The sequence below is a fragment of the Desulfoluna sp. HI9BLuna genome (assembly GCF_056829775.1).
Window position 1 is genome coordinate 196,763 of record NZ_CP186555.1, and the last position, 18,567, is coordinate 215,329.

The 18,567-nt window shown below is 58.8% G+C and carries 15 protein-coding genes; 1 reads left to right on the forward strand and 14 read right to left on the reverse strand.

Features of this window, described 5'->3' with window-relative positions; translation table 11 throughout:
• Nucleotides 1–194 precede the first annotated feature (194 nt).
• The 14 genes from ACOYW0_RS00595 to ACOYW0_RS00660 form a co-directional block, all read right to left on the reverse strand.
• Nucleotides 195–2,534 (reverse strand): molybdopterin-dependent oxidoreductase, encoded by a 2,340-nt coding sequence (locus ACOYW0_RS00595; protein WP_482416664.1) that lies wholly within the window; start codon nucleotides 2,532–2,534, stop codon nucleotides 195–197.
• A gap of 453 nt (nucleotides 2,535–2,987) precedes the next feature.
• On the reverse strand, nucleotides 2,988–4,160 hold the full coding sequence (locus ACOYW0_RS00600; RefSeq protein WP_482416665.1) for a thiolase family protein: 1,173 nt from the start codon (nucleotides 4,158–4,160) through the stop codon (nucleotides 2,988–2,990).
• Between the two features lie 87 nt (nucleotides 4,161–4,247).
• Complete coding sequence (locus ACOYW0_RS00605) at nucleotides 4,248–6,662, reverse strand: 3-hydroxyacyl-CoA dehydrogenase/enoyl-CoA hydratase family protein (RefSeq protein WP_482416666.1); 2,415 nt, start codon at nucleotides 6,660–6,662, stop codon at nucleotides 4,248–4,250.
• A 310-nt stretch (nucleotides 6,663–6,972) separates the two neighbouring features.
• Nucleotides 6,973–7,737, reverse strand: a complete 765-nt coding sequence (locus ACOYW0_RS00610) for a LytR/AlgR family response regulator transcription factor (protein ID WP_482416667.1) — start codon at nucleotides 7,735–7,737, stop codon at nucleotides 6,973–6,975.
• A complete protein-coding gene (locus tag ACOYW0_RS00615) occupies nucleotides 7,724–8,791 on the reverse strand; it encodes a sensor histidine kinase (protein ID WP_482416668.1) in 1,068 nt (355 codons plus the stop codon). The genes ACOYW0_RS00610 and ACOYW0_RS00615 overlap by 14 nt, the downstream gene beginning before the upstream one ends.
• Nucleotides 8,792–9,033: 242 nt before the next feature.
• Entirely contained in the window at nucleotides 9,034–9,804 is a 771-nt protein-coding gene (locus ACOYW0_RS00620; RefSeq protein ID WP_180141041.1) for an enoyl-CoA hydratase/isomerase family protein, read from the reverse strand.
• Nucleotides 9,805–9,983: 179 nt separating this feature from the next.
• Nucleotides 9,984–10,268, reverse strand: coding sequence for a hypothetical protein (locus tag ACOYW0_RS00625; protein ID WP_482416669.1), 285 nt, complete (start codon nucleotides 10,266–10,268; stop codon nucleotides 9,984–9,986).
• Nucleotides 10,265–11,782: a sensor histidine kinase gene (locus ACOYW0_RS00630; protein WP_482416670.1), complete on the reverse strand. Its 1,518-nt coding sequence runs from the start codon at nucleotides 11,780–11,782 to the stop codon at nucleotides 10,265–10,267. Before ACOYW0_RS00630 ends, ACOYW0_RS00625 begins: the two co-directional genes overlap by 4 nt.
• The gene (locus tag ACOYW0_RS00635) at nucleotides 11,779–13,188 is read right to left on the reverse strand and encodes a two-component system sensor histidine kinase NtrB (RefSeq protein WP_482416671.1); all 1,410 of its coding nucleotides are present in this window, start codon (nucleotides 13,186–13,188) and stop codon (nucleotides 11,779–11,781) included. The genes ACOYW0_RS00630 and ACOYW0_RS00635 overlap by 4 nt, the downstream gene beginning before the upstream one ends.
• Nucleotides 13,189–13,360: 172 nt before the next feature.
• The gene (locus ACOYW0_RS00640) at nucleotides 13,361–14,287 is read right to left on the reverse strand and encodes a methylenetetrahydrofolate reductase (RefSeq protein ID WP_482416672.1); all 927 of its coding nucleotides are present in this window, start codon (nucleotides 14,285–14,287) and stop codon (nucleotides 13,361–13,363) included.
• Between the two features lie 77 nt (nucleotides 14,288–14,364).
• Nucleotides 14,365–14,763 (reverse strand): 4Fe-4S dicluster domain-containing protein, encoded by a 399-nt coding sequence (locus ACOYW0_RS00645; protein ID WP_482416673.1) that lies wholly within the window; start codon nucleotides 14,761–14,763, stop codon nucleotides 14,365–14,367.
• A 35-nt stretch (nucleotides 14,764–14,798) separates the two neighbouring features.
• Nucleotides 14,799–15,434 carry a hypothetical protein gene (locus ACOYW0_RS00650; protein WP_482416674.1) on the reverse strand — a complete coding sequence of 212 codons (636 nt, stop codon included), beginning with the start codon at nucleotides 15,432–15,434 and terminating at the stop codon, nucleotides 14,799–14,801.
• 138 nt (nucleotides 15,435–15,572) lie between these two features.
• The gene (locus tag ACOYW0_RS00655; protein ID WP_180141029.1) at nucleotides 15,573–16,244 is read right to left on the reverse strand and encodes a methylenetetrahydrofolate reductase C-terminal domain-containing protein; all 672 of its coding nucleotides are present in this window, start codon (nucleotides 16,242–16,244) and stop codon (nucleotides 15,573–15,575) included.
• Between the two features lie 104 nt (nucleotides 16,245–16,348).
• The gene (locus ACOYW0_RS00660) at nucleotides 16,349–16,771 is read right to left on the reverse strand and encodes a cytochrome c3 family protein (RefSeq protein ID WP_482416675.1); all 423 of its coding nucleotides are present in this window, start codon (nucleotides 16,769–16,771) and stop codon (nucleotides 16,349–16,351) included.
• Nucleotides 16,772–17,938: 1,167 nt separating this feature from the next.
• Here ACOYW0_RS00660 and ACOYW0_RS00665 point away from each other — a divergent pair.
• Complete coding sequence (locus tag ACOYW0_RS00665) at nucleotides 17,939–18,541, forward strand: penicillin-binding protein activator LpoB (protein ID WP_482416676.1); 603 nt, start codon at nucleotides 17,939–17,941, stop codon at nucleotides 18,539–18,541.
• Nucleotides 18,542–18,567 lie beyond the last annotated feature (26 nt).

Sequence of the window (18,567 nt, forward strand, 5' to 3'; positions counted from 1 at the left end):
GTATACTACCTACCTCGTGCAGACTCAACCCGGATATTGTACGAAGGGTGAGAAAATCAAACAGCAAACACTGATTTACATTTTGCATTCTCAAAAAAACTGGCATTTTTATTGTAGCCAGATGAAATCAGATTATTTTCCTTTTGAGCGGTTGTTTTCTCATGAAATATCCGGGTCAAGACCGGATTTTTTTACTATACCGCCTCCACCCGGCAAGGCACGTAACGGTGCAGGGGTGTTGCGGCAAAGGAATCCCTGTGGGTATTCTTGGTGAGGCGGTTGACGTTCACACCAAAGGCCTCTCCGTTGTGCACCAGGCCGAACCCATGGGGAATGGCCACCTGGCCTTCGCGCATGTGGTCGGTGATCTCCAGTTCTATCACCTCGGAGGCCGCCTCGGTGGTGATCGTCACCATCTGGCCGTCCGTCAGGTTGAACCGCTCAGCATCCGCCGGATGCATGGCCAGCGTGCAGGGGCGCCTTCCCTCGTTCCAGGCGGGATCGCGCATGAGGGTGTTGCTGTTGTTTGAGGTGTGCCGCCCGGCCATGAGCACAAGGGGGGCCTCCTTCGTTCTTTCAAGGGCTGCGGCCTCGGCCTCGGGGGTGACGGTCTTCACCCACGAATCCATTTCCGGGACATGGAGATGCATCTTCCCGTCAGGGTGCCGGATCTCGGCCAGATTCCCGTCCAGATCCATCTTGCCCACCCACAGGCCGCCGGGGTGATCGACAATGGCCTGGAACACCGCCTCACTCTGGGCAATCTGCGGGGTCAGAAGGGCCACCGGGGCCAGGGCGCGATACCGCACCATGCCTGCAAGGGCCTTTGCGAAATTGACAGGGTTCAAGGCGGTCTGCCAGGCTTTGGGCAGGCCAAACCCGGCCCGGGCCGCGTTCTTCCGGTTGGTCTTGGGCATGGCCAGGGTGATCCCCCAAAGGGCCGCCAGGTTGGCTGAGCCCAGCTCTTTCCCTAAGGTTTTGGCCAGCACAAAGGGGAGCACCTTCATGGCTTTTTTGTTTTTGGAAGCAAAACTGAACAGGGCCGCGGCAAAGGTTTTCCGGTCTTTTTTGGCCGCCTTGTACACATAGGCAGGGATCTCGGGGATGTACCCTGCAGCCTCAGCGATGCCGGTGTAAATCTCCCCAACCTCCTTGGGGTCCCCCTTGGCCGTCACCACGGGGGGACGCATCTGAAAATAGACTTCCGGATAGTTCCAGGGAAAAAAGGTGCCATCGTAGGACTCGTAACCGCTCTTGGCCGGAAGCACGTAATGGGCCAGCTCGGCCGTCTCCGTCATGGCAAGCTCCGAGACCACCAGCAGGTCGAGCTTTTTGAAAGCCTCTTCGTAGGCCGTGGTGTCCGCGTAGCTCCGCAGGGGGTTGGACCCGGAACAGAGCACCGCCCGGAGTCGCTCGGGGTGATCCGAAAGGATCTCCTCGGGCATGACGTTGGGAGGGTAGGCCCCATTCAAAGCGGGGAACCCGGTCTTCACGGTGCGCCAGTTCTTTTCGTCCCGCTCGTCGGTGTGGCTGCCCAAAGGCACGATGGTACCGGGAATGACGTTGCCGCCTGCCACCCCACATCGGCCGCACACAGCCGCCAGGAGCATGTAAAGGTAGCTGGTGAGGGTGCTGTGGCGGTTCATGTAAACCCCCAGGTCAAAGTGCATGCACCACTTCAGGGTCGCCAGTTTTTCGCACAGGGCAAGGACATCATCATAGGAGACCTCGCACACGGCAAGGGCCCCGTTGATATCGAACCCGCGGAACCAGGGCTCGATGTCGGCAAAACCGGTGCAATACGCATCAAGGTAATCGCGTTTTTCCCATCCCTTCTCCAGAATGATGGCTATCATGGCCCTGGCCAGCAGGGCATCGGTGCCGGGCCGCACCGGGATATGCAGGTTGGCAACCCGGGCTGTCTCGGATTTCCGGGGATCGATAATGGCCAAAAACTTGTCCGGGTTCTTTGAAAACTCCTTCAACACCAGAGGAGCCCTGGGCATCTGGTGACTCTCCATGCCGTTCCAGCCGATGCCCAGGATCATCTCTGCATGATGCTCGTCGGGAATGGCAAAACGGTTCTGGCGCCCCATCATGCGACCGCAGGCCCAAAAATATCCGGTGAGCTCCTGGCCCAGGGCGTTGTAGGAAAACTTGGAACCCACGGCCTTCATGAGGGTCATGCCGAAGGCCGCCTCAAAATGGCAGCCCTGCCCCCCTCCCCCCATGTACGCGTAAGACTTTGGCCCATGCTCGTCCACGATCCCCCGGAGCCTGGAGCCGATCTCGGAAAACGCCTGCTCCCAGGAGATCTCCTGAAACCCCTTTTCTGTGCGCTTCAGAGGCTGGGTCAACCGCCCCTCGTGGTTCTGGTGAAAGGCCACGTTGCCACCCTTCCGGCACATGTACCCCCGGCTCCTCACGTTCTCCTTGTCGGCACGGGCCTTCACGATACGATGCCCCTCGGTCTGCACCTCAAGCCCGCAGTTCTGCGCACACAACACACACCCCGTCTTCTTCCACTCGCCCATCTCTCTCTCCTTAGCCCTTAGCCCTTAGCCCTTAGCCCTTAGCCCTTAGCCCTTAGCCTATTTTATTTCACATGCGTAATACACAATCAAAAAAAAGAGCATCCGACAAGTAAAAACAGCGTCCAGACACCTCAACGGCATCGGTTTATGAGCAAAGCACGTGCATTGGAAGCAAACCCGAGCCCTTTCCAACCGCAGGGAATCATAGAACCTTGAGCAAAAAAACGGACCGAAGCACCATGTTAAGAAAAATCCACATACACACAGAAGGGAATCAGGCTTTTGAATATATGCGCGGAAGGAATCCGTGATGTTTCCTGTCCATGGCGTTCCGGTCCCTTGCCAGACCGGGCTTCGGTCTTAAGGAACCAAAAAGATGCGGAAAGAGGTGTCCGGCCCCTTTCCGCATCTTCGTAGAAGCCCTTTCATGCCCGCCGAGGCGGACACAACAGTCTAGACAAGTTCAAACACACCGGCAGCGCCCATGCCGCCTCCGATGCACATGGAGACGATGCCGCGCTTGGCCCCCACCCGCTTCATGTTGGCCAGCAGGGTGGCGGTGAGCTTGGCGCCGGTGCAGCCCAGGGGGTGGCCCAGGGCAATGGCGCCGCCGTTGAGGTTGATCTTGGATTCGTCGAGGCCCAGCTCCTTGATGCAGTGAAGGGACTGGGTGGCAAAGGCCTCGTTGAGCTCAATGACGTCGATGTCGTCCAGGGTGAAGCCGGTCTGCTCCAGAACCTTGGGAATGGCGTACTTGGGGCCGACCCCCATCTCATCGGACTTGCACCCGGCAACGGCGTAGCCCACGAGCCTGGCCAGGGGTTTCAGGCCGAACTTTTCGCAGGCCTCCTTGCTGGCAAGGAGGGTGGCGGCAGCGCCGTCCGTGGTCTGGGAAGAGTTGGCGGCCGTGGCTACCCCGCCGGCCTTGAAGGGGCTGTTCAAACGAGCGATGCCCTCTACGGTGGTACCGGCACGGACGCCATCGTCTTTGTCCACGATGAACTCTTTCTTCTCATAGGTCCCGTTTTCGCCAAGCACAAAGTTGTAGGCCGGGGTGGGGACGATCTCAGTGAACCACCCTTCCTCCTGGGCCTTGGCAGCCTTGGATACAGACCGTACGGCAAACTCGTCACACTCCTGTCGGGTGATGCCGTAGCGATCGGCCACGTTCTCGGCCGTCACGCCCATGGAGATGTACATCTCGGGATTGGTGGCGGCAAACTCGGCGTGGGGGCGCGGTTTGTTGCCCCCCATGGGAACGTAGGTCATGGACTCGATCCCGGCCCCCAGGGTCACCTCGGACCACCCGGCGGCGATGCGTAAATGGGCCAGGGCGATGGCCTCGATGCCCGAGGAACAGAACCGGTTGACGGTGGCCCCGGAGACCGACTCGGGGAATCCGGCCATCTGGTTGGCCACGCGGCCGATGTTGAGCCCCTGCTCCGCTTCGGGAAAGGCGCAGCCGCACATGACGTCGTCAATCTCTTTGGGGTCGACGCCGGCCCTCTCCACACAGGCCTTCATGATAAAGGAGAGGAGGTCTTCGGGACGGGTCTCCTTGAACTGCCCTCTCTTGTTTTTGCATCCGGGGGTTCGTACGGATTCAACGATATAAACTTCGCGCATATGTCACTCCTTACCTGGTGTCGTTTTTTTTCATCTACTTGGTCGCTTCACGCAGGCTGCGCTTAAAGCGCACGCCAAGGCTCCCCCTTAGTTGCGCAGGGGAGCGCCTTTCTTGAGCATGTGCTCGATACGGGCGATGGTTTTTTCTTCCTGGGCAAAGTCGATAAAGGCTTCCCGCTCCAGCTTGTACATGACGTCTTCGTCGATGGCCGTGCCCTCCTTGACGGAGCCGCCGGAGATCACCGTTGCGATGCGGGTGGCGATGAGAGCGTCGTGCTCGCTCAGGAAACCGCCCTTGAGCATGTTGTAGATCTGGGCGTGGATCATGCCGGTACCGGCCTCACCCATAACGGGAACGGGCTTCTTCACGGGCGGTGCGTACCCGGCATCCACCATGGCCAGGACCTCTTTTTTGGCCTCGCCGATGAGCAGGTCGCGGTTCATGACGATGCGGTCTGCCCAGGGATGCATGTGGCCGAGGCTGAAGGACTGCTTGGCGCTCATGGAGTACTTGGCCATGCCGATGGCCATGAAGACCGGCACGAAGAGTTTGGAGAGATCCGTGTCTTTCTGAACGGGATCGGGCAAGGCAAAGACAAACTTCTTCCAGAGGTTGGTGCAGCCGCCGCCTGCGGGCAGGAGCCCCACGCCCATCTCCACGAGGCCCATCATGAGATCGGCGGCACCCACGATCTTGTCGGCCGCGCCAATGCACACCTCGCAGCCACCGCCCAGGGTCATGCCATAGGGAGCGGCCACCACCGGAACGTTGGCATAGCGGATCTCCTTGATGCCGTTCTGGGCCATGGAGAGGAACTCGTCCATCTCTGCGAATTTCTTGCCTTTGCACAGCCCCAGGACATAGTCGAGGTCGGCACCGGCGGAAAAAGCCCCGGGCATGCCGCCAGCCTGATTGCCGATGACGATGCCTGCCGCGTTCTCCTGGGCAAACTCCTTGATTTCGCCCATGAACTCGATGATTTCACGGTTCAGGGCGTTCATCTTGGTGGTGAACTCCACACAGAAGACGTCGTCTCCGATGTCCACCAGGGAGACAGAGGGACAGCTCTTGACCACCTTGCCGTCGGCCTTGCAGGTGGCAAGGGAAAGGGCCGTTTCGCTGAGCTTCACGGGCTGGTAGCTCTCGGTGGCAAAGTCGTAGAAATACTGGCGCCCGTTTTCCACCTTGTAGAAGGAGTCGTTGCCTGCGGCCAGCATGGCCTTGACCTTCTCGGGAACGGGCAGGCCGTCTTTTTCCATGCGGGCAACGGACTCTTTGACACCCACCAGGTCCCAGGTCTCAAAGGGGCCGGTTTCAACGGCGTAGCCCCACTTCATGGCGTTGTCGATCTCCACCACGGAGGCTGCAATCTCCGGGATCCGGTTGGCGGCGTAGATGAGGCCGTTGGCCGAGCAGTCCCAGGCAAACTTAGCGCCCTTGTCGTCGCCGTAAACAACGGCCTTGATCTTTTCAGCAGGGGTGGACGCGGCCTTGGCCGCGGTGAGGCAGGGAAAGTCCGCCTTGACGAATTCTACGTACTCGCAGGTGGCCGGATCGAGCATCAGCTTGACCTTTTTGCCGTCGGCGTTCTTCTCTTTCTTGAAGAAGCCGCCCCTGGTCTTGTTCCCCAGCCAGCCCTTCTCCACCATGGTGGTAACGAACTCGGGGAGCACGTGGGTCTGACGCTCTTCGTCGTCGGGGCAGAGGTCATAGGAGTTTTCCATGACATGGGCCATGGTATCCAGGCCCACCAGGTCGGCGGTGCCGAAGATGGCGCTGGAGGGCCGGCCCATGGCCGGGCCGAACAGGGCGTCCACCTCGGCAAGGGTCAACCCCTGCTTCACCACCTCCTGCATGATCTTGCCCATGCCCTGGATGCCGATGCGGTTGCCGATGAAGTTGGGGGTGTCCTTGGCCCAGACAATGCCTTTGCCGAGGTTGATCTCACCGAAACGCTCCATAAAACGGAGCACCTCGGGGGCGGTCTCTTCCCCGGGGATCAGCTCCAGAAGATGCATCCAGCGAACGGGGTTGAAAAAGTGGGTTCCGAGAAAGTGGGTCTTGAACTCGGGGCTCAGGCCCTCGCTCATGGCTTTTAAGGGAATACCCGAGGTGTTGGAACTCACGATGCAGGAGGGCTTTCGGATGCCCTCGATGCGCTTGAAAAGCTCCTGCTTGATCTTCAGGTTCTCCACGACCACTTCACAAATCCAGTCGCAATCAGCCAGTTTGTCGAAGTCGTCGGTGAGGTTACCGATCTCGATGAGCCCTGCGTCTTTCTTGTTGTAGAAAAGCGGGGGCTGAGCCGCCAGGGCACCGTCCATGCCCGCCTTGACAATGCGGTTACGGGCTGCGGGATCGTTTTTCTCTTCATCCGAAAGGTCAAAGGGAACGATGTCCAGGAGCAGGACCTTCACCCCGGCACCGGCGAGGAGTGCGGCAATTCCGCCGCCCATGATACCAGAACCGATAACCGCAGCTTTACTGATCTTTCTAACCATAAATCCCTCCTACGTGTATATTTTGTTGACAATCATGATAGGCGAGTAAAAACAGTTCACACGGTTTTTGGATCCTACGGAGGGAGAGAAGGGGCTGGGAAATGGAAAGCGACGAATGGTCGTATACTCTGACGGCCGACTGTATATTATGACAAACGATGTTTATTACGCGACCACAATGAATTTACATTCACCGTTATTCATTTGGAAAAACAAACCAACTTCGGCGCATTGTCATGAGGAAAGAAAAAGGGCCCGGATCCATTGCGCGGCACCCCTTTAAAGCAGTGCCGAATCAGGAGAGGCCCTGCTACATCTGCTTGAATAAGTGGGAATAGCTGCGACTGACGGTGAGGATTTCTGAAGAGCCCTTCAGCTTGACGGCAAGGCGGCCGGTGAGGGAGTGACTGATCTTGTCGATGCACCCGGCATTGATGATGGTGCCGCGATGAATGCGCCAGAAGGTCTCGGGATCCAGCTCCTCGCTCAACTCCTTGATGGGCTTTTTGATAAGGGACTCCCCTTCGGCGGTGAGCACGGAGGTGTATTTGGCGCTGGACTTGAAGTAGATCACGTCATTGACATAAATCAGGCGGATGCTGTCCCGGTGCTGGGCCTTGATCCACTTCAGGCAGGGTGCGGGGGCCGACCGGCCCACGGCCCGGATCACCTCTTCGATGGCCGCCGTGAGTTCGGCAGGGGGCGGCGTCTTGGCCACCCGTTTTTTCAGGCGGGTGACGGTTTTTTCCAGGCGGGCATTGGTGACGGGCTTTAGAAGGTAATCCATGGCCCCGCTTTCAAAGGCATCCACCGCATACTGATTAAAGGCCGTGATGAACACCACCCGGGTGGAGCCACCGCACCGCGCCGCCACCTCCATGCCGGTGAGGCCGGGCATCTTGATGTCGAGAAAGGCAATATCCGGGGCGTGGGCTTCGATGAGCGCAAGGGCGTCCCGGCCGTTTCCGGCCCTGCCGCAGATCTTCAGCTCCGGCCAGATCCGGGAAAGCATGGACTCCAGATAGATGACGAGCTGCTCCTCGTCGTCTGCGATGATGGCTTTAACCTGTCCCATGGGGCACCTCAATGGTGGCCAGAAATCCGTTGGGCCTGTTCCCCCCCAGGCGAAGGCTGGCCTTGCCGTCGTAGAGGGTGTCGAGCCGTTCCTTGATATTGGTAAGACCCACTCCCCAGTGGCTGCCTTCGTGGAACCCCAGGCCGGAATCGGCCACGTCGATGCGCAGGGCCCCCGGGCGATGCGAGGCGGTGACACGGATATCCCCCCCTTCAATGCGTGGCTCCAGACCGTGCCGGACGGCGTTTTCCACCAGGGGCTGAATCAGCATGGGGGGAAAGGGGATGCACCTCAGGGAATCGGGGACGTCAATCTCGTAGGAGAGCCGTTCCCCCATCCTGATCTTGAAGATGTCCAGGTACGCCCGGATCATCTCCATCTCCTGGCCGATGGTGGCCATCTCCTCCCGGCTCGTGCACAGGGAGATGCGCAGGTAGGCAATAAGATCGCTGATCATCACCTTGCCACGGTCCACATCGGTGTCCAGAAGGCTCAATATATTGGAGAGGGTGTTGAAGAGAAAGTGGGGTTCGATCTGGGCCTGGAGCATGCGCAGGTTGGTCTCCACCACCTTTTTCTCGATGGTGAGGCGCTTGATCTTCTCCCGCTGGATCCGCTCCCCGGCCTGCCTGATCTTTTCCTGGGAGTTGAGGATAAACCGGAACAGGGAGCCGCCCATGACGGTTAAAATCACCACCTGGACGATGAGTTCGCTCCTCTCCGGGAGGTAGAAAAACAGATCCTTTCCCGAAAAAAACGCCCCCAGGATGATGCCGGTGCAGGCACCGGCCGCCATGGCAAGGGCAGCCCCGGTCATCTGGGCCAGGGGGCCCTTCCACCGGAGGCACACCAGGGCGGTGAAGGTAAAGGCGAAGGCACAGGTCCCCACGCACTGCCCGATGATGAAATTGGTGGCAAAGCCCTCCCCAAACCCCATCATGGTGCTGAGCATCACGATGACGGTCACCGTGAGCACAGCCGACACATACTTACGCGCTATGAGCCTTGCGTGGTCACGCAACACAAACGCCTTTCCGGGTTCAACCTCACGCATCTCGCACCTTGATGTCGGGCCCGGGAAAAAACGGTCGGTCAGGCAATGGGCGGCCAGCCCCTGTGAAGGCCATGGCGCCATGCCAAAGGCAGGTGACAACGACCCGTTGCCCGGCATGGCGAGGGCTTCGAAGCCCTCGCCTTGAGTCAATCTTGTCTATTCCAATCCGTGTGGCAGAGGGCAGCGGAAAAAATCACGGCGCCTGCAAGGGGTGCCCATGTTTTCCCCGCCGTCCCCAGGAATCAGTTCTTGCCGTCCATCATGGACTGAACGAATTCAAGGGTGCCGCGCACTTCCGGCTTGGTGAAGATGTCGAAACCGGCTCGCCAGGGCTCGCTGGCCAGGCGGCTGCGGATGCTGTCGGCGGTGTCCTGACGCATCATCTTCTTCATGACCAGGAAGGGCCGGTTGGGGGTGTCGATCCAGGAGGTAACGATCTGCTTGGCGCGTTCCACCAGCTGATCCTCTTCCACGATCTCGTCCACCATGCCGATCTCAAGAGCCTTCTCCACGCCCACCATCTCACCGAAGAACATGACGTTGCGGTAGGTGCGGTCGTCGTTGAGACCAAAGCGGACCACGTGGTACTGGGCAATGGACAGGGGCAGGCCGATCTTGATCTCGCTCATGCCCATGCGAATCTTAGGATGGTTCTTGACCAGGCGGTAGTCGGCGGCAAAGGACCAGATGAGGCCGGCGGCGGCGCAGTGGCCGTTGATGGCGGAGACCACGGGTTTTTCGCAGGTAAAAAAGTTGGTAAGGAGCTCCTCCTCCTCCTCGAACCAGGCCACGGCCTCTTCGTGGGACTGAAACCCGATAAAATCGGGGAGGTGGAACCCGCTGGAGAAAAAGCGGCCATCCCCGGTCAGGACAATGCCCTTCAAGGCGTCATCTTCGTTGACCTTTTTGACGATGGCATCCATCTGGCGCAGGGTGTCAAGGGTAATGGAGTTGGTGGCACCATGGGACAGGGTGATAATGACAATTCCGTCTTCGACTCTTTCCTTAATCATAATTCCCTCCGAAACGACCAATGGTCACAAAATACACAAAAATACCTACATAAACACACAGAACTTTGTTCACCTGCCGCCTGTCGTTTTTTTTACAGGCGGCAAAAAATGGATATACCCGACTTGCCCTGAAAAGTCCATCCCGCATTTCGGAAAGCGCTGGCTGTGAGACGGACGTCTCAGGGATTCCGGAGAGAGCCCGCATGGGCCATTTTCATGTAACGCTGCCTCTGATACATCGCTTTTCGTCTGACCTGATCCACAAACATGGATCGGCGTTCCCTGCCGGGTTCCTCCACCACCATCCGCTCAATTTCCATGGAGAGGCTGTGCAACTCCCCGAGCACTGAGGGGTCTGTGGTGGGAAGCTCTCGCATGAGTCGCTCCATGCGGGTGGCGGCCCGCCCCAACTCAGTGATATAGCCCTCAACGTTTTCGTTTCTAAAGGGGTTTTTAGGGTTCATGCATCCTCTGCAGCAACCTGGTATTTGTCTGGAAGCGTGACGGTAAAGGTGCTGCCCACTCCCGGCCGGCTCGTCACCTCCACGGCCCCGGCAAGTCCGTCCACCAGCTGGCGGACAATGGAAAGCCCGAGCCCCGTCCCTACGATAAACCGCCTTTTATCATCTTTGATGCGGTAAAACTTGTCAAAAATCTTTTCCAGGTGCTTTTCTTCGATGCCGAAGCCGTCGTCGGTGACGGCCACGCAAAGCCCGCCTCCCTCCGGCACGGACACGGACACCGTCACATGGCCCCCGCTGCCCGTGTACTTGATGGCGTTGGTGATAAGGTTGCCGTAGATGCTCTCAAGGGCCGTGGGGTCAGCGAAAAGCACGGGCAACTCTTCTTCGGGGAGGGCAAGGGTCAGGGAAACCCCCTGCGCCTGGGCACGGGCCCTTAAAAAGTCCACCATGGAGGTGAGAAGACCCGCGGGTTCCACCTCACGGGGGTGGGTAAACTCAGCCCCCCCTTCGATGCGCTGAAGGTCCAGGAGATCGCCGATGAGGGAGATCAACGCCCCGGCCTTGTCCCGGGCCCTGCGCACCATGCCCCGGTTCTCCTCCCCCAGGGCCGCCCCTGCCTCCTCGTCCACCATGCTGAGCTGCTCACAGATGGCCGTCAGGGGAGAGCGCAGTTCATGGGAGACCTTGGAGACAAACTCGGACTTCATCTGGTCGAAGGTCTTGAGGTCGGTGATGTCTGTGAGGGTCACCACGGCCCCCAGGCACTCTCCCTCGGCCGAGAGCACATGCTGGCCCCGGGCAAGAAAAAAGCCTTTGTCCGCCACCTGGAGCTCGCACGAGGGAATCTTGCCGTCGGTCATGAACACCCCGGTGGAGATGCTGTTGATCCAGAGGCAGAACTCGGCCTCCTCGATATAGCGTGAGATGTGATCCGGGGACCTCAAGGGTGCCCCACCGGCAAAAAGACGCTGGAACACCGAATTCATCAGCACCACCATGCCGAAGGCATTGGTCACCACCACGCCGTTGGGCAGGGATTCCAGAATCGCCGCCACCCGGCTCTGCTCCGTCCCCAGGTCCGCCAGGGTGCGTTCCCGCTCCCGTTTGAGCTCTTCGGCCCGCCGCACCACCCGGATATGGGCCAGGGCGCGACCGGCCACCAGGCGCAGCTGCTCGGGCTCGAAGGGCTTGGCGATAAAATCGTAGGCCCCGCTCTTCATGGCCATGATGGCAGACTCCACCGTGGCAAACCCGGTCATGATGATCACCAGGCAGACCGGAGCCGTCTCCCGGATCACGGCCAGCACCTCCATGCCGTCCATGCCCGGCATCTTCAGATCCAGGAAGACCACCCTGGGGGCCTCTGCGCCCAGGATCTCAAGGCCCTTACCACCGTCCGCCGCCGTGTACACCTCGCACCCCACCTTGGCAAGCGAACGCCGACACCCTTCCCGGATGTCCTCCTCATCGTCGATGATCAAGACCTTGACGACATCCTCATCCATGGGCTTCATGGCTCCCCTTGTGGCGGGCTGCAGGGAATCTCCACATGGAAGGTTGCCCCGTTCCCTTCGTTGTTGGACGCGGTAATGCTTCCCCCATGGCTCTCCACAATCCCGTATGCCAGGCTCAACCCCAGGCCCGTGCCCTCACCGGCCGCCTTGGTGGTGAAAAAAGGCTCAAAAATCCGTTCGAGAAGCTCCCCGGGAATGCCGGAACCCGTGTCGGACACCTCGGCGAACACGCGGCCGTTTTCGGCCACGCCGCTTTTCACCGTGAGGGTGCCTTCGTTGTCCATGGCATCGGCGGCATTCAAGATGATGTTCATGAACAGGTGATTCATCTGCTGGCCGTCGGCCAGCACCTGGGGAAGGGAGGGGTCCAGCTCCGAAACGATCTCGATGTTCTGGAAGATGGTCTGGCTCTCCAGGAGGTAGAGGGTCCGCCTGATGGCCCGGTTGATGTCCAGGGGGGACATCTCCCGCCGGGTCTGCCGGGCAAATTCGAGGAGTTCCCGCACGGTGTCCCGACACCGGCCTGCGTCGCGCAGGATCCGGTTCACATCCTGCCGGGCTTCCTCGGGAAGATCGTACTCTTCCAGGAGAAGCCGGGCAAAGAGCAGGATCCCCCCCAAGGGGTTGTTGATCTGGTGGGCGACCCCTGCGGCCAGCTTCCCCAGGGAGGCCATCTTTTCGGCCTGGAGGAGCTGGAGCTGGGTCCCTTTCAGCTCGGCCTCCATGCGCAACACCTCGCGCATGTCCCGGAAAAACCCGATGGTGGCCACCTCCCTGCCCTCTTCGTAGACAATGGCCGCGTCAAGGTTGATGGGCACGCGCGCCCCGTCCTTGTTCATTCCGTCCACCGGAAGGGCCTTGACCATGCCCGGCCCGCCGTATTCCGTGCCGCGCATCTTCTTCATGATCTCCTCGGCCACACCCGGCGGGTAGACCTTTCGGATGTTCATGCCGTCCAGGGCTTCGGAAACGGGAAACCCGCAGATGTCCGAGGCCGCATCGTTGAAGATCACGATGTGTCCCTGCATGTCGGCGGCGATGACCCCGTCCACGGCGCTGTTGATGAGGTTCTTCAAAAACGCGTTGGAACGCATGAGGTCCTCTTCCATCTCCTCAAAGGAGGAGACGTCGTAGTCCAGCAGCACCACATAGGCCACCTCATCCCCGCTGTAGAGGGGATAGGCATAGTGGCAGGCCTCATGGACCGCCTTGCCGTCCACCGCATCCACCTTCCGGACCGCGCGCATGCCCGTTCGGAACACCTCCACGGCAAGGCAGGGACTGCAGGGCAGGTCCCGCCGGTAGAGAAGCTCATGGCAGGTGCGGCCCAGGCACTGGCGACCCATGCGGCGGAGGCCCGGCCTGAAGTTGGTGGCGATCACCCGAAGATCCTGCGAAACCAGCATGAGGTTTCGCTTCTTCTCCTCAATGGCCCGTATGGTTCCATCTCGTTTGTCCGGATACACAGTGAGTCGGCTCCATCAAAAAAAAGGCCGCGTACAACGGTCTTCCTATTGCATCGCGGCCTTATCATTTATTCCGGTGGTTGTCTGGACACTCACATCATGCACACACCCGCTACTCGACGACAGGCCTGGGAAGCACACCGGCGCGTTCGGCAATCTCCGGCACCCTGTGTTCCCACTCGATGGCCATGAGGTGCACGCCATCCACGCCCTTCATCTCCTTGAACTCCTCGATCTGTTCGCAGGCAATCTTGATGCCCTCTTCGGCCACCTTGCCCTTGCCCGCATCCTGGAGCCGCTTGATGAGCTCGTCGGGGACCTCAATGCCGGGCACCTTGTTCTTCATGTATTTGGCCATACCCACGCTCTTCATGGGCGTAATACCGGCCAGGATGTGTACCTTTTCGGTGAGGCCCATGTCCACGGCCTGCTTCACCCACTCCCGCATCTTGTCCATGTTGTAGACACACTGGGTCTGGACAAAGTCGACCCCGGCCTCCACCTTCTTGGCCAGGCGGTGGACCCGCCACTCAAAGGGGTCGGCAAAGGGGTTGGCCGCGGCGCCGATGAACATCTTCGGGGGCACGTCGATCTCCTCGCCGGAGAGGAAGGTGCCTTCATCGCGCATGGTCTTCACCGTGTTGATGAGCTGGATGGAATCGATATCAAAGACCCCCTTGGCGTTGGGGTGGTCCCCGAACATCTGGTGGTCGCCGGTGAGGCAGAGCATGTTGCGGATTCCCATGGCCGACGCCCCTAAGACATCGGCCTGGATGGCCAGGCGGTTACGGTCGCGGCAGACCATCTGGTAGTTGGGTTCCAGACCCATCTCGTTGACCAGCAGCGCGGCGGCCCAGCTGGACATACGCACCATGGCGGTCTGGTTGTCGGTGATGTTCACAGAATCCACATGGCCGACCAGGTGCTGGGCTTTCTCCTTGACATGCTCGACATTGGAACCGCGTGGGGGACCCAGCTCGCCGGTGAATGCAAAGTGTCCTGCTGCGAGAATTTTTTCAAGATTGCTTCCTGATTTCATATCGGCACATTCCTTCGCTGTGTGTTACGTTTCCATGGCCTCGCACAAGAATAGATCAAGCCATATCGACGTGTCTGTTAACCCGCGTGTTTCTGCTCTTTCTCAAAATCTGGAAAGACGCCCTGCTCGCGACAGATGGTGCGGGCAAAGGCGAGCATTTCCGGGATGTCGATGCCGAAGGGACAGTAGCAGCGCGTGCAGAGCACACACCGTTCCCACACCACATCGCGGATATCCTGCAGGGTAGCCCGGTCCACCATCCCCTTTTTCTTGTACAGCACCCCGATGGAGTTGATGAACTTGTAGGAGGGCATGTAGGTGGGATCCTTGTCCCTGGCGTTGAAGAGAAAGCAGCTCTCGGCGCAGAGGGTGCAATGGGCACAAGCGGCCAGGGAAAGCTTCATCTTCGCCTTTCTGCTGTCGAGCCGTTTCTTGATCAGGTCGGTATCGACCCCGGCTGTGTTTTTTTTGAACATGTCGACTCTCCGTATGGAAGGGAGCCCTGTGGGGGCTACCAGTTTCTGTTGCCGCTGCCCAGTGCCCACTCACTCCTGACGGTGAAGCGCACCGCAAAGAAGTAGACCATGTGGACAAATTTCGTAAAGGGCGCCAGGATCAGCATGGCCTCACCGGCCAGGATATGCAAAACGATCATCAGCTTGTAATCGAGTACCTGGTGGTAGGCGAGAAACCCCGTAATGAAGGGCGCCGTGGCCAGAAGCAGCATCAGGTAATCGTACCCGCTGGTGATGATCCGCACCCGGGGCAGAAAGAGCCTGCGGTAGAGAAAAAAGACGCCGCAGAGCAGGAAGACCACAGTGAGAATATCCGAGGTTCTCTCGCTGAGGGAGAACAGGGAGAACCCGATGGCCCGCTCAATGAGGATGTTGTGCCCCAGAAGGGTCAACGGCACAGCCACAAGACAGAAGTGAAACACCGTGGTGACGATGATCATTCCCGGGCTCGTCTTAAAAATGGAGAGCTTCAGGGCATGGAGAAATCCCCCTGCCCCGGCAGGCGGCACCTCGGCCGCCAGGCCGGCCGGACGCTTCAGCTTCGGGTCCTCGACCGAGCGGGAGAGGGAGAGAAACCGAACCACCTGCCAGATGATGCCAGCGAAGAAGATCGCAATGGAAATCCAGACCATCGGACCCCTTATAAAATCATACATGAGAGCCCCACTTTCCTTTTCAATGGGTTGACGTCTGCGTGAAAAGGGACGCCCTTTTCACCGGTGCCCGGAGCCGATGACACGCATCGGGTAAAGGCCCCGTGCAACAAGGCATCACTTGTAATAGCGTTTCTCGTATTTGGGCTGGACCACGGTGCGCTGCATCTGGTTCTGCCACTGCATCACCTGCTGGAGCTTCAGGATATCGTCCAGACGGTCCTGGGCCTTGAGCCGCTCATAGATGTCCAGCCATGCACAGGGAATCTCCTGGCTCACCTCGCACATGCCGTTGTTGGTGCCCCCGCAGGGCCCGTTGAACAGCCCCTTGGCGCATCGGGTCACCGGGCAGATACCGCCGGTGTAGGCCAGCACGCACTCACCGCAGGCCCGGCACTTCTCTTCGTACATGCCCAGGCTCCGGTCCACCCCGATGAACATGGTGTTGACCGCCGGGAACACCGGCTTGTCCGGGTAGCGCTCGGCCATGAGCTGCACCCCGGCCCCGCAGGCCATGGAGAGTATGCAGTCGTAGCCGTCGGCAATGTCGTCGAGTTCCTGCATCAGATCCATGTTGCACTGACGTTCCACCGTGTAGTTGCCCAACTGTTTGGAGGTGCCGCTCTCCTTGAGCGTCAGCTCAAGCTCGGCATTGAGTTCGTAAACTTCCCGCTGCCCTCCGGCCAGACACACCGATACGCAACCGCCGCACCCCACGGTCAACACCTTGCCGTACGGGGATATGGCATCTGCGATCTCTTCCAACGGTTTTCTCTTGGCTTTAACCACGGTTCCCTCCCAATTATAAGTTGTCTCAACCCCACCTTGGGATGGGGCTGTCATCTGGCATAATCCACAGGCCAACGAGTGACCCTTGCCGTCGGCATCGTCCGTTATTCAAGCGTTTTCGGCCTCACATGGCACTCACCGCACATGACCGGGCCGGCTTTTTCCGCCTCATGGCAGGAGATGCACTGGTTGTGATAGGCGTCCATGGGCCCAGTTTTCGCATCGTCATTGTGGCAGGCGATGCAAGAGACAGCGCTGAGTTCTTCCCGGTTGATGCTGTCGAGTTCCATGGTCTCGTCGGGCTCCGTCTCCATGAGCAGGTCCTCATCGAGGACATTCTCCCCGTCCTGATAATCGTGATGGCAGGAGAGGCAGTCATCGGCCACATCGAAATGCATCTCATGGGGAAAGGAGACCGCGGGCCTCTGCTTGGTTGCCGCCTCCTGGGCCCCGGCAGACGACGCCACGGTAAACAGGGCCAGCACGGCGAGAATGAAAAGCGACGGTACGCAAGATCGTGTTCTCATTTTATCCATGGGATTGTCACACTCCTCGCAGGTATGGATGATCATAATGATGATGGGAGGAAGCACCCCTTCCAGCCATCACAACCAGGTGTCGTCAAAGGGAAAAACGTAGAGAGAGAGAAAATGCACGGATCGTGTCCTGAATCGCAACGAGCGACGCCGGGCCCGCCATTCGCGTACACCGTTCAGCCTCAAGCACACCTATCAGACACGTGATACTTTCAATACGCAAATTGACTTCTGATGTCAAGTAACTATAAAACTCAACTTTTGATTTCTTCGTAGCCAATTCGGAAATGCCCTCAAAACAAGAAAGAATTTCATATTCATAACATAAACACCACGTAAGGAACACCTGAACCAATAGCTAAACATTTGTCTTCACGGTCCCTTTGCACGCCTCCCGTTCCAGGCGTGGCCCCGGGCCGCCGACCCCACGCAACAACGGGCAACCCCCTTAAGGCCTGGTGCGAAACGCCGCCCATTATAGACGTCTCCGAAAATTTTACAATCGGACAATTCGCCTCCCCTTTGCTCAACACACCGAGCAAAGGGTCACTCTTCCCCCTCCATCCTGTCGCTTTCAAAGCATATATCGACCAAGCTGTTCCACAGGGGAAATCCCCCCACGCGATGAAACGCCGTGTGATCTATATCACTCGAAATTCACACAACATTCACGTCACACGGACGACTTTCCGGGAAACCATTTTTCATGTTGACATCACTTGATCCCGCTTCCTATAATTTCTAAGTTTGCAGGCGGGGAAACCGCAAGATTGCAACGGGAAGTCCCCCTCGGTACAGAGTGAAAACCGATGGTTATCCGACACACGTCGTCGTCTTCCCCACGGCCTGCACCATGCGTCCCGGGACGTCCCCGGCGACTTGTTTTCATGCAACCGTAAAAAATCGTACCCCGGTCAGGACACCGGCGTGCCCCGAGATTCGAGACCGCCACACCCTGCGCAACCGGAGTTCAGGCGACCTGATCGAATGATTTTTTACGAAGCCGTCAGTCCGGCACAGAAAAAGGAGAGACCCGTGAACACCGCAACGGCAGGCACCTTGCCTCCTGCCCCTCAGAACAAGCCATGGGTTTGGTGTCGTCTCCCTCATTTTCCGCGCCCCAACATCCAGACCCAAACTCAAGGAACCTTAAACATTATGAAAAAGAGCGCCCTTCTTGTTGCCTTTGCCCTGCTTGCCCTTACGACGGCATGCCAGACCATGTCCACCCAGCGGGTCGAGACCGACAGCGTCACGGATGTGGGGGACAAATGGAACGACACCGACTCCCGACTTGTTGCCGATGAGATGATCGACGACGTACTCTCCCGGCCCTGGCTCAATAAGTTCTACAAAGAGAACAACGGCGAGAACCCGGTGGTTATCATCGGTTCGGTAAAAAACAAAAGCCACGAACACATCAACGTCAAGACCTTTGTCCGCAACCTGGAGCGGGCCCTGCTCAACTCCGGTCAGGTGGAGTTCGTCGCGAGCCGCGGCGAGCGCGATGAAATTCGCGACGAGCGCCTGGACCAGGCCTCCCATGCCTCGGAAGAGACCGCCAAATCGGCCGGTCAGGAGATCGGGGCGGATTTCATGCTCAAGGGGGAGCTCAACAGCATCGTCAACAAGGACGGGGGAAAATCGGTTCGTTTCTACCAGGTGGACATGACCCTTATCGACCTGGAGAAGAACAAAAAAGTGTGGATCGGGGAAAAGCAGATCAAAAAAGTGATCAAGCAGAGCCGTTTCAAGTTCTGATCTGCCTGCTGCTCCGACATTCCATT

Coding starts and splice junctions, on each gene's coding strand:
- ACOYW0_RS00620 (WP_180141041.1), bottom strand. CDS start 9,804: ATGATTAAGGAAAGAGTCGAAGACGGAATTGTCATTATCACCCTGTCC.
- ACOYW0_RS00645 (WP_482416673.1), bottom strand. CDS start 14,763: ATGTTCAAAAAAAACACAGCCGGGGTCGATACCGACCTGATCAAGAAA.
- ACOYW0_RS00610 (WP_482416667.1), bottom strand. CDS start 7,737: ATGGGACAGGTTAAAGCCATCATCGCAGACGACGAGGAGCAGCTCGTC.
- ACOYW0_RS00630 (WP_482416670.1), bottom strand. CDS start 11,782: ATGAAGCCCATGGATGAGGATGTCGTCAAGGTCTTGATCATCGACGAT.
- ACOYW0_RS00635 (WP_482416671.1), bottom strand. CDS start 13,188: ATGCTGGTTTCGCAGGATCTTCGGGTGATCGCCACCAACTTCAGGCCG.
- ACOYW0_RS00605 (WP_482416666.1), bottom strand. CDS start 6,662: ATGGTTAGAAAGATCAGTAAAGCTGCGGTTATCGGTTCTGGTATCATG.
- ACOYW0_RS00615 (WP_482416668.1), bottom strand. CDS start 8,791: ATGCGTGAGGTTGAACCCGGAAAGGCGTTTGTGTTGCGTGACCACGCA.
- ACOYW0_RS00650 (WP_482416674.1), bottom strand. CDS start 15,434: ATGGTCTGGATTTCCATTGCGATCTTCTTCGCTGGCATCATCTGGCAG.
- ACOYW0_RS00660 (WP_482416675.1), bottom strand. CDS start 16,771: ATGAGAACACGATCTTGCGTACCGTCGCTTTTCATTCTCGCCGTGCTG.
- ACOYW0_RS00640 (WP_482416672.1), bottom strand. CDS start 14,287: ATGAAATCAGGAAGCAATCTTGAAAAAATTCTCGCAGCAGGACACTTT.
- ACOYW0_RS00595 (WP_482416664.1), bottom strand. CDS start 2,534: ATGGGCGAGTGGAAGAAGACGGGGTGTGTGTTGTGTGCGCAGAACTGC.
- ACOYW0_RS00625 (WP_482416669.1), bottom strand. CDS start 10,268: ATGAACCCTAAAAACCCCTTTAGAAACGAAAACGTTGAGGGCTATATC.
- ACOYW0_RS00665 (WP_482416676.1), top strand. CDS start 17,939: ATGAAAAAGAGCGCCCTTCTTGTTGCCTTTGCCCTGCTTGCCCTTACG.
- ACOYW0_RS00600 (WP_482416665.1), bottom strand. CDS start 4,160: ATGCGCGAAGTTTATATCGTTGAATCCGTACGAACCCCCGGATGCAAA.